Genomic DNA, 11438 nt, shown 5'->3' with positions numbered 1-11438 from the left:
TCCGCCCAACCTGCATTTTATAAAGCCCAAAACAACCTGCACGGGCGTTCGGGTCACGCTATCGGCTGTAGTCCTCGGCCCACTTGGCTAGCGCCGCGTGCGCCTGTGGGCTACTTGCCTCTATCGTTGCCCGAAGGGTGCAACCTCTTAGTTTATTTTCTGCCTCAACTTACAATGGTATCTACCAGTATTCTGCAAGGAATTCTTGGTGAACTAGGAGGAATTATCGCAACCATCCAAGGCAAATAAGTGCTTAAGTGACTTAAATTAAATAGCCTGAGGGTTTTTCGGCAGCCCCTAATTAATCCAGTTGATATTCCCTGGTAAGGTTGATTCCTAAATCTTGATGGGAAATGTATAGCACGGTTTTATCTGTCAGCTGGTTATTGATAATGGCTAAAATTACCTTGCACCATTTTTCATCCACGGCTGTAAAGGGCTCGTCTAGGACTAAAACATCCGGATTCTTTATTATTGCCTGAAGAAATTGGGTAATTTTTAATTGTCCTGCTGATAAGAGTTTGGCATTGTTTCCTAAATCATGCTCCAATCCCTCCGGAATTCCTTCTAAATAACCATCCAAACCAAAGCGGTTAATTTGAGCGATTACTTCTTCCCTGGTCATTTTGTAAGCTCCAATAACTTCCCACAGTTTTCCGGGAATTAAATTTACCGGTTCGGTAACTAAACCAATAGAAAGGGTATCAGGATTTAGTGGTGTTCGTTGAGGCGAAATGAATATTTCGCCTTTCTTAGCCGGGTAAAACCCAAAAATTAGCTTCCATAAAGTAGTTTTTCCACTTCCGTTAGTGCCCTTTATCCAAACTTTGTCTCCCTTTTTGATACTAAAATCGGGATATTTTTTTAACTGGTTTTTTCCCGGATATGAAAATTCTAAGCCCTGCCACGAAATGGAATCCCATTCGTTTTTGATGGGTGCTTCTACTTTGATTTTTTGGAATTCCAGTTCAGGATAAATTTTTGAAAAGGCCATGCTTCCTTGATAAATATATCCATTGGCCTGGAACAAAGCGATGAGTATTTTTTTTACCTCAAAGGTGATCACTGTCCATATCAATACATCTCCTACCATTAGCCCCGATTTGAAATTCCGGGCCACCAAAACAAAGGCCAAAACAATGATACTTTGGTTTAAGAAGGTATTGATATCTCGTAAATCCTGAACAGCAATTTCACTTTTCCCAAAATGCTTTAAGTCCTCATAAAGCTTTTTGAGTTTTAAATCAAGCAATTGTAAACTTTTGAATGGTAAATAATGGGACGAAATCCCTACCAGTTCTTTATTTAGTTCAACATAACCTTGGTGGTGGCGACTATGCAAAGCTTTTATTTTTTTAATAAGTAAGTAATTCACAAGCCAAATAATTGCCATTCCTGGAACGATGAGAAGGAGTTGAAATCCATAGATGTACACAGAAAATGCTGATACTCCGGCAAGGAATAATACTCCGTAAATAAGTTGTCCATAAATAGAAATACCGGCATAGAATAGTTGATCACTTAATAAATTGAAGTTACCCAATCTTTCAGCTACCGATTTTTGCTCATTCTCTAAAGCACCTGCCGCATTGATTCGGTTAAGAAGTGCCCAACGGATTTCATTTATTTTGGAATTAGACAATCGAATCGAAATTCGTTTTGCAATTAAATGGAAAAGATTAACGATGATAGCCCAAATGGTTAGCCATTGTATATGTTGGAAATGTTCATGGAAAAAAACGGGTACCAAAATGGTTCCGGTATAAAGTAAAGCCAATAAAATGGAAATAGGTAGTTTTCTTAGGTCTTTCCAAAAAAATGAAAGAAGATTAAGAACTCCCTGGATGCTATTCATGCCTAGAAAATTTTTCCGGGATTCAGAATGTTATTTGGATCGAAGACCTTTTTAATTCCTTTCATCAGCTCTAATTGAATTGGTGAAACAGCCAATTGGAGGTAGGGCTTTTTGGCAATTCCAATTCCATGTTCTCCGGATAAAGTGCCGCCTAATTCAACTACTTTGGAAAAAATTAATCCAATGCTTTCATTGACTTCTTTATTCCAATAGGAATCATCCAGATTTTCTTTTAGGATGTTTAGATGCAAATTCCCATCTCCGGCATGCCCAAAACAAACAGTTCGATAACCGTAGCTTTTCCCAATTTCATGGATTGCGTTTACTAGTTCCGGCAACTTACCTCTTGGTACTACAACATCTTCAGCTTTTGTAAGCGTAAATGAATTAACCGCCGGTGAAATTTGTCTCCTTAGTTTCCATAAATTATCTTTTTGCTCGGAAGTTTCTGCAAACAATGGATCATCTAAAACAAAGGAAACCAAAGTCTCTGAAATGATAGCGGCATCATTGTAAAGCACATCCATATTATTTCCATCAAGTTCAATTAAAAGGTAGGCTCCAATAGTTTCTTGTGCAGGAATTTGGACTTTTGAACCGGTAAGCTCTTCTAAATAGTGTAAGGTAAGGTCTGCCGATAGTCGGTCAATTAATTCCATTCCACTTGGAACTACACCGGCTAAATAAATAGCAGAGATTGCACGACAAGCAGTTTCTAAATTAGGAAATGCAGCTAACATGAGCACATCATGGAGCGGATAGGGCCTGAGTTTTAAAACAATCTTGGTTATGATTCCTAATGTCCCTTCACTTCCACACATAAGTTGGGTTAGGTTGTATCCGGTAGAGTTTTTTAAAACATTAGCTGAAGTCCAGGTAATTTCTCCTTCCGCAGTTACAATTTCCAAATTCAAAACATAATCTCTTGTAACTCCATATTTTACCGCTTTGGGGCCTCCGGAATTATGGGCCAGGTTTCCTCCAATGAAACAGGATCCTCTGCTGCTCGGATCCGGAGGGTAAAATAAACCTTTTTCTTTTACCGCATTTTGCAATACCTCTGTGATTACTCCGGGTTCAACGGTTACTTGTAAATTCAAACTGTCTATTTCTACAATTTTGTTAAACCGTTCCATGGAAATGATTATTCCACCATAAATCGGCAACGCAGCCCCACTTAATCCGGTGCCTCCACCTCTTGGGGTAACGGGTATTAAATGCTTGTTGCAAAGCCTTAGAATGGAGGCAATTTCTTCTGATTTTCCCGGAATTAATACTACTTCCGGCAAAAAATGATGATCTTCCGTTTCGTCGTGGTCGTACTTGGCTCTTTCGCTTTCGTTTATAAGAACAAAGTCCTTTCCGCAAATTTCAACGAAACTTTTCAGTATCTCCGGAGTAACTCGATTATACGTCATGGTTATTTATCACTAGCGAATTGAAGAAATACTTCTTCCATTGGTTTGGATTCAGGGAAAAAGCCGAGAATTTTCTTTATTACTCCATCTACAATGGCATCCGGACAGGATGCGCCACTGGTTAAGGCAATAGTAATCGGGTTTTGGTCATGAGGTAGGAAAGTGTTGGAAACAATCCTTTGTTTGTGATGAAAGTCGTAGTGATTAATTTGGTCAATTCCAATTATTTCTTTTTCAGAACTTATAAAGTAGGTCGGAAACTTTCGTTCACATAATTCAACCAAGTGGGAGGTATTGGAACTGTTGTACCCTCCAACTACCAATGCTAAGTCAGCATTTTCTTCGAGTAAACCCAAAGTTGCACTTTGGTTGTCGTTGGTTGCATAACATAAAGTGTCTCTGGTGTCGGCAAAGTGATTATTCAGTTCTTCAATTCCAAACTTTTCAATCATGATTCCCTTTAAATACTCTGCAATTTCTTGAGTTTCGGTAGCGAGCATGGTTGTTTGATTTACAACTCCAATTCGCAATAAATGTTCAGCAGGATTAAACTTTTCACTGTACCTGCCTTTAAATTTGGATGCGAATTCTTCAAGATTTCGTTCCCCTTTAATGATTTCACCTAAGAACCTGGTTTCTTCAATATCCTTTACAATCAAGGAAGGCCCTTCGGCTGCACTGTGCGAAAAAGTAGCTCGGGTTTCTTCATGGTTGTATTTCCCATGAATGATAATACTATAGTTCTCGTTCCCCAATTTTTCACTCTTTTTCCAAACTCGCTCCACAAATGGACAGGTGGTATTGTATTTATGAACCTCAATTCCAATGGTGGAAATAATTGACTCAATTTCTAAAGTGGTGCCAAAAGCCGGAATAATCAAAACATCGTCCGCTTTTAATTCCTCCCATGGAATAAATTGTTTGCCCTCAGTATCCATAATGAATTTAACCCCTCGACTTTGCAAGTCTGCATTTACATCCGGGTTGTGAATCATTTGACTCAATAAAAAAACCCGCTTATCTGGGTTTTCTTCTATGGCCTTGTATGAAATTTCTATGGCATTCTCTACTCCATAACAAAATCCAAAATGCCTTGCTATTAAGAACCTAACCTGTCCAAAATCTAATAAAGACGGAGAAAAGTCTTTTTTTCTTGGATCCTTGTTTTTTCTGTTTTCCTTTAATAGTCCTATAATGGACGATCGGTAAAAGTTGGGAATATTAAATTGCTTCATCCGCTAAGAATGGACAAAGGTCAACATTTTCGTTGACAATTAATCATCTTCTGAAAAGGATTTTTTCTTGACTCCACATTTCTGCTTTATCACATAGTTGGCTTCGTAATAACCATGCGAACTTGCCTTGGTCCAATCTTGACATGCTAAATCTTTCTTTGTCATTTTTTCATAAATGTTGCCTCTATGAAAATATGCTTCGCCAAAATCAGGTTTGTATTTAATGGCCTGGGTTAAGTCGTCTAATGCCTGCTTCAACTGAAGCAATTTCTCATGTGCTTTTGCCCTAAAATAATAGGCATTAGCAAAGTTTGGCTCTAACTGGATAGCTTTTGTGTAGTTTTCAACAGCACCTTCATAATCTTGCGCATAATACCTGCTAAGACCCAAATTCATAAATTCTGAAGCAGACTTTTGTCCAAAACATTCCAAAGAAATGGACAGAAAAAGCCATACTGAGAATAAAAGGATATTTCTACAGAGGTTATGCAAGTTTAAATGTTTGCTAAGCTAAATTTAATAATCGGCTAAATTGCTAAAATATTTAATCCAAACTATGCAAACTTTGTACCTAAAATTTTTTTTCGAACTATAATCTGATGCAACTCAAGATTTGTGAATTATTTTTGCCAAATGAGATTTCCTATAATTATCCTTTTTCTACTCGGTTTTAACTTTGTTTCTCCAAGTCAAACCTTTAAACAAGTTTCATTCAATGCTGCTGATCAAATGCAAATTACTGCCGATGAGTATTTGGTTGATAAAAATGCCCCTTACATCATTCTATTTCATCAAGCAAGAAGCAGCAGAGGTGAGTTTCGTGAAATAGCTCCAAGGTTTAATAAGTTGGGATACAATTGTTTGGCAGTTGATTTAAGAAGTGGTAATGAAGGGGCTGGGGTTACCAATGAAACCGCGATGAAGGCGCAAAATTTTGGAAAGTCTGCCGAATACTTGGATGCCTTGCAGGATGTAATTGCAGCCATAGGTTATGCTCAGGCAAAATCACGGAAAAATGTAATTCTTTTGGGAAGTTCATTCTCTGCTTCCTTGGCTCTAATTGCCGGTAAAGATGATCCCAGAGTTAAAGCAGTTATGGCATTTTCACCCGGCGAGTATTTCGATATTCAATTAAATGTTCAAAAAAATATTACCGGTTTTGCCAAGCCGGTTTTCGCAGCTTGTGCCGCTGATGAAGAGCCTTATGTACGTACCTTGATGAGCGGAGTTATCTCTGCAAAAAAAATTATTTTTGCTCCTTCACTTGGAGGAAAACATGGGGCAAAATCCCTAATTTCTGCCAATAAAAACCACAACGATTATTGGCTGAACATCATAAATTTCCTCAAAAACATTAAAGATTAATCGACCAATCCATTTTTGGTCATTTTTTTTGTCGTTTCAAACAAATGGTTTTTTTTGAATTTTTGTTTGTTATCCGACTTTATTCTTTCGCCTATAATTAATACCTTCGCCTCGCCCTAAAGGTTATGCTTTTATCCATCCGAAATATTGGTCGAATCCGCGAAGTCATAAGCATATTGGTAAAATATGGCTTTGAGGATATTGTGGTAAATAGCACCCTTCGCAATTTTGTTTCCGAAGATAGAAGGGTAACCTGGCTGAGGGATGAAAAACCGGTTTTCGAATATACCCGTTATGAACGTATTCGCCTCGCTGCTGAAGAACTTGGTCCTACCTTTGTTAAATTGGCTCAGGTTCTTTCCAACAGACCTGATATTCTTCCGGAAGCTTTAATTAAGGAATTAGAAAAGCTCCAGGATCGTGTTTCTCCTTTCCCTTTTGAAGAAGCTAAGGTCATTATTGAACGGGAAATGGGCCAACCCATCGATGAAGTATTTGATGATTTTAACCCCAAACCTTTAGCCTCTGCTTCGATTGGGCAAGTTCACCGTGCCAGACTTAAAAATGGTGACGAAGTGGTTGTTAAAGTTCAAAGACCTCATATCTATGATACAATCGACCGAGACCTTACCATATTAGCTGATATTGTTCGTCGTGCCGATCGTTACCTTAAAAAACAAGGTATGAACAATGCCCAGGAAATGGTGGAAACCTTTACCAAAAGCATGATGAAGGAGCTCGATTATCGGAATGAAGCCCGAAACATCGACCGTTTTAGAAAATACTATAAAGAATATACCAATTTCTATGTTCCCGCAGCTTACAGGGAAATTAGTACAGAAAAGGTTCTCATCATTGAATTTGCAAGGGGCTGCAAAATCTCCGATGCCAAACAACTGCGAGAATGGGGCCTAGATCCCGAAAAAATTGCGGAAACAGGTATGGATATTTACCTTACCCAAATTTTTGAACATGGGTATTTTCATGCTGATCCGCACCCCGGAAATGTTCTGGTAAAACAAGATGGTACCATCTGCCTAATCGATTTCGGTATGGTAGGCCAAATAATGCCTAAAGATAAAAAAGCCTTTGCCGGTATTTTTATAAGCATGGCTCAAAAGGATTCTCGTGAAATGGCTCTTAATTTTCGTAGACTAGCCATTAAAGACGAAATTCATGATATGCGGGCATTTGAATACGATGTGAATGAAATCATCGAAGATTTTGCATACCTCGATATTAGCGAAAGTAGTATAGCAGATTTCACTCTCCGTATTCAAAAGCTGATGTATGATTACCAAATCACCATCCCTCCAAGTGTTTTTCTGATTTTTAGAGCAATGGCCATTTTGGAAGGTATCGGTAAAACAATACATCCCAATTTTAATACCTACGACTTCATTGAACCTTACGGGGAAAGAATGGTTAAGGATAAATTCAAACCTGAAAATATCCTGCAGGAAGCTACTTTCCAGTTCAATCGAGTTGGCAATTTTCTAAATACCTTTCCTGGTGAAGCCAGAGGGCTTTTTCAAAAATTACAAAGAGGAAAACTTCATTTTGAAGTCGAACTTCAAGGTTATGGCTATTTGCTGAAAAAATTAGATAGCCTTACCAACAGGATGTCTCTTACCCTCATTATTTGTTCCTTAATTATAGGTTCCGCAATCATTACTACCGCCGATTTTCCGCAAGAAGCAAAATTGCAATACGGCATTCCCTGGCTTAGTGCTATGGGATTGTTTACTGCTGCCGGACTGGGTTTAGTGCTCCTTTGGGCTGTGCTTCGCCGCAGAAAATATAAATAGTTAGCCCTCCTTATTCCCACTTCCAATTTGTAAACTACTTTTGTACCTATGAAATTAAAAGTATTAATCGGTTTCGCCTGCATCGTTTCTCTTTTTGCAGGTTGTAAAACTGACCTCGATATCCTTTCCGATTACAAAGCTATCCCGGTTATTTACTCTGCTATCAATCCTTCTGATTCAGTTCATTATGTGCGCATCCAAAAAGCTTTCCTTGGTAAAGGGGATGCCTATATCTTTTCACAAATTCCTGATTCCAACTATTTTAAAGACATTGTTGTAAAGTTAATCCCTTACAAAATCAACGAAACTACTGGAGAATACATTTATAAAAATCCTAAAGAAATTATTTTAACCGAAACTTACGTTGATTCAAAAGAGTCAGGTGTCTTCTTTGGTGGACAACAAAAATTATATGCAACTACCCAAACCATCGACCCTGATTATAATTTAATGCTGGAAGTGCATAACAATGAAAATGGAGAAATCTACACTTCTCAAACTCCTCTCATTAAACAGATTAACATTTCAAACCCTAATGCAAATCCTACATCAACCGCAGTATTTGCAACTCAATTGGGTACTTATGCCACTTACAAAGTAGCCTGGAATATCGGTGATAATGGATATGTGTCTGAGCTAAATGTGGTTTTTAAATACAGAGCCGTTTATGAAAATAGCTTAGGTGTCACAGATACTTTACCAAGCCAGGTAACTTGGAAACAAGCTGCCATAAATCGTTCAGAATTTAATAATAAAAGTGATGTTTACATAGTTTTGCCTGGTGAATCTTTCTATAAATTCTTGCAAAACGCCATTCCTAATCCGGGAGATACCTTGGTTAGAATTTTTGATGGTATCGATTTTGTTGTAGATGTTGGAACCAACGACTTTTATAATTTTCTAAATCTTAATCAACAAACTACCACCATTGTTCAGGATAAAGCAGTGTATTCCAATATTGAAGGTGGTTATGGGATTTTTACCAGCCGTTTAAGAGCTGTTCGTGAAGGGAAATTATTAAACTCACCTTCAACTAAGGAATTGACAGATGGGCAATACACCTCCCAGTTAAAATTTAGGTGGCCGTAATACCAGTTTTGGGTATAATACCATCTTTCAGAGGTTTTGTCCTACCTTAATCTTTTTCCTTGTCTCCACTTTTGTGCCATCAATTTTTAATAAAAACCAATGGCAACAAAATGGACCCTAGACCCTACCCATAGCGAGGTAGGCTTTAAAGTACGACACCTCATGATTACCAATGTAAAAGGTGTTTTTAATTCCTTCGAGGTTAATGCAGAAACAGAAGGTGATGATTTTTCTACAGCAAAAATCAGCTTCTCTGCAGATACTGCTTCCGTTGATACAAACAATCAACAACGCGATGGTCACCTTCAATCTCCGGATTTTTTCGATTCTGCTAATTTCCCGAAAATGACTTTCGTGGCAACCAAATATGAAAATGTTGACAACGATGGTTCCTACGAATTGTATGGCGATTTGACTATAAAAGGTATTACCAAACCGGTAAAACTTGATGTGGAATTTGGTGGGGTTGTGAAAGATCTTTGGGGAGGAACTCGCGCCGGTTTTACTATCAATGGTAAAATAGATCGCAAAGAATGGGGCCTTACCTGGAATGCCGCTACCGAAGCCGGTGGTGTATTGGTTTCAGACACTATCCAAATTAGTTGCGACATACAATTGGTAAAGCAATAATTCCAATTTTTTTATTTCGAAGGGATAGGCTATAAGCTGATTCCCTTTTTTTGTTTTAAAGCCTTAGGTTTCCCCCTTACTAAGTTTGAAATACAGCTTTTGGGAGTTGCACCTCGGGCAACGATAGAGGCAAGTAGCCCACAGGACCCCGATGGCGTTAGCCTAGGGGGACGAGGACTACAGCCGATAGCGTGACCCGAACGCCCATTGCAATAATTGGTAAATCAGAAAGTAAATTAGTTTGGGCGGAAGGGGGCCCGCAAAAGGATAATCTGAAAGTGTAATAATAATATGGGTTCAAGTCAATTGAAAAGAAAAGTTATCTGCTTGAAATTTAGTTTTTTATTCTTATTTGGCGGGTCCCATTCGCATTAGTTTTATGCATTGACCAAATTGGTAAAGGCTCATGGTCGGGCTTTCGGCTGTAGTCCTCGTCGAACTTAGCTAGCGCTGCGTTCGCCTGTGGGCTACTTGCCTCTATCCCTACCCGGACCAACCCCGAAATGTGTTGCGTTTTTAGGATTATTTTCTCTTCCTGTAAAACTAGTCGATAAATAATTAATTTTGAACCTAACTAATTATCAAATTAATATGGAAATCAATTTTTTTGCCATTCTAGTGGCTACCATTATTCCAACCATTACCGGCTTATTTGGTATAATCCAAGTGTTCTGGGAAAGGCATGGATGGAGGCAAGCGGCCTTGCCGAAGAGAAAATTAAGGAAGCCAATATGCTGGTTATTTTTGGCGTATCTTTTTTGCTTGCTTTTATGCTAGCTTATTTTGCGCAAATTCTTTCTATACATCAATTTAGTTTGTTTTCCCTGCTAATTAATGAGCCCGGTATGAAAGAAAATCCTATTACGAATGCTGATTTCCTGATGATGATTGAAAAGTATGGATCTAATTTTCGTACCTTTCACCATGGTATTGTACATGGTATTTTTTCAAGTTTATTTTTTGTGTTGCCGGTTTTAGGAACGAATTCATTGTTTGAAAGAAAAGGTTTTAAATACATTTTAATTAATGTTGGTTACTGGACGTTGACCCTTGCTTTGATGTGCGGGGTGGTTTGTGGCTGGCAAAGTACTTCGGTGTTTAACTGGTAGACCTGGTAAAATAGGTCGATATATTTCGCTTATGCCCGGGGTGTAAGCGTGAAGAGCGGTAAGATTTGATTTTCTCAGTCTTACCGCTCTTTTTTTTGTTTGATGGAAGTTTTTATTCCTGTTGCAAAACTGTAATAGTCCGATTATACTTCGCACGAATTTGCCTAAACAGCATTGGCATTTATCATAGTAATTTTCATTCGAGGTTTTGGACTATTTCCCCAATAACTTGGGTATAATAAACATCATTTTTTTTTATCCAAGAATCTTTCTTTGACCTGAAATAAGCCATGAAGTTGGTAATAGTCAATCATTTCATCAACACCTGATTCAAAACTTCGTTTGGGTTGATATCCAATTTCTCGCTCAGCTTCCTTGTAGCTGTACCAGGTTTTATGACAACCAGCCTTAACCGCATCGCGGCTTAACATGCATGGAGTATTTGTGATTCGGGAGTACCACTCAGAAAAATAAGCTGCCAGCATTGCAACTCCTTTTGGTACAATAAAACTAGGTGGTGTAAATTTTTTGTCGGGGAATTTAAGTTCGAGACGCCGGGTAATTACCCTGCACATTTCGGTTAAAGTCAATTGATCCTTTTCTTGTCCGGTTAGAACATAATGTCCACCCACTTTACCCAAGTTCATGGCAGAAATGCATGCATCAGCAACATCTAAAACATGGGTTAGTGGTAATCCTCCATCTAAAACAGCGGGCATTTTGCCCTGGTAAAGTGAAAGAAGGTACATACCATTCCCAATCAAATAATCGTAAGGGCCAAACATGGTACCCGGGTAAATGGAAAATGCCTGAATACCTTTGTGTTGAATATAATGGTTAACCAATTCCTGGGCGGCAAGTTTGGAATTAAAGTAGCCAATTCCAAGTTTATTAATCCATTGGGAAGGATTTTGATTTCTGGCCATTTC

Annotated in this window: 10 protein-coding genes; 5 read left to right on the top strand and 5 right to left on the bottom strand. The window is 38.4% G+C overall.

Going from position 1 to position 11438, the window contains the following annotated elements:
- Positions 1-301: 301 nt before the first annotated feature.
- The 4 genes from K1X82_13120 to K1X82_13105 are packed head-to-tail and all read right to left on the bottom strand — an operon-like array spanning position 302 to position 5000.
- Positions 302-1855 (bottom strand): ABC transporter ATP-binding protein/permease, encoded by a 1554-nt coding sequence (locus tag K1X82_13120; protein MBX7183047.1) that lies wholly within the window; start codon positions 1853-1855, stop codon positions 302-304.
- Positions 1856-1857: 2 nt separating this feature from the next.
- A complete protein-coding gene (locus K1X82_13115) occupies positions 1858-3273 on the bottom strand; it encodes an FAD-binding protein (protein ID MBX7183046.1) in 1416 nt (471 codons plus the stop codon).
- Positions 3274-3275: 2 nt separating this feature from the next.
- The gene (locus K1X82_13110; protein ID MBX7183045.1) at positions 3276-4508 is read right to left on the bottom strand and encodes a 4-hydroxy-3-methylbut-2-enyl diphosphate reductase; all 1233 of its coding nucleotides are present in this window, start codon (positions 4506-4508) and stop codon (positions 3276-3278) included.
- A 39-nt stretch (positions 4509-4547) separates the two neighbouring features.
- Complete coding sequence (locus tag K1X82_13105) at positions 4548-5000, bottom strand: tetratricopeptide repeat protein (GenBank protein MBX7183044.1); 453 nt, start codon at positions 4998-5000, stop codon at positions 4548-4550.
- Positions 5001-5141: 141 nt separating this feature from the next.
- Between K1X82_13105 and K1X82_13100 the strand changes: the two genes are divergently transcribed.
- The 5 genes from K1X82_13100 to K1X82_13080 all read left to right on the top strand — a co-directional run bounded on the left by K1X82_13100 (position 5142) and on the right by K1X82_13080 (position 10509).
- A complete protein-coding gene (locus K1X82_13100; protein MBX7183043.1) occupies positions 5142-5873 on the top strand; it encodes a dienelactone hydrolase family protein in 732 nt (243 codons plus the stop codon).
- Between the two features lie 125 nt (positions 5874-5998).
- Positions 5999-7681 (top strand): AarF/ABC1/UbiB kinase family protein, encoded by a 1683-nt coding sequence (locus K1X82_13095; protein ID MBX7183042.1) that lies wholly within the window; start codon positions 5999-6001, stop codon positions 7679-7681.
- A 48-nt stretch (positions 7682-7729) separates the two neighbouring features.
- Entirely contained in the window at positions 7730-8770 is a 1041-nt protein-coding gene (locus tag K1X82_13090) for a hypothetical protein (GenBank protein ID MBX7183041.1), read from the top strand.
- Between the two features lie 99 nt (positions 8771-8869).
- The gene (locus K1X82_13085; protein MBX7183040.1) at positions 8870-9400 is read left to right on the top strand and encodes a YceI family protein; all 531 of its coding nucleotides are present in this window, start codon (positions 8870-8872) and stop codon (positions 9398-9400) included.
- Between the two features lie 686 nt (positions 9401-10086).
- Positions 10087-10509 (top strand): DUF1761 domain-containing protein, encoded by a 423-nt coding sequence (locus K1X82_13080; GenBank protein MBX7183039.1) that lies wholly within the window; start codon positions 10087-10089, stop codon positions 10507-10509.
- 245 nt (positions 10510-10754) lie between these two features.
- On the opposite strand, the gene K1X82_13075 is transcribed toward K1X82_13080, so the two are convergent.
- Positions 10755-11438: hypothetical protein (locus K1X82_13075; protein MBX7183038.1), on the bottom strand; the 684-nt coding region annotated here is incomplete at its 5' end.

The organism is Bacteroidia bacterium, assembly GCA_019695265.1.
Classification (GTDB): Bacteria; Bacteroidota; Bacteroidia; order JAIBAJ01; family JAIBAJ01; genus JAIBAJ01.
This window is presented reverse-complemented; position numbering and strand designations above follow the sequence as displayed.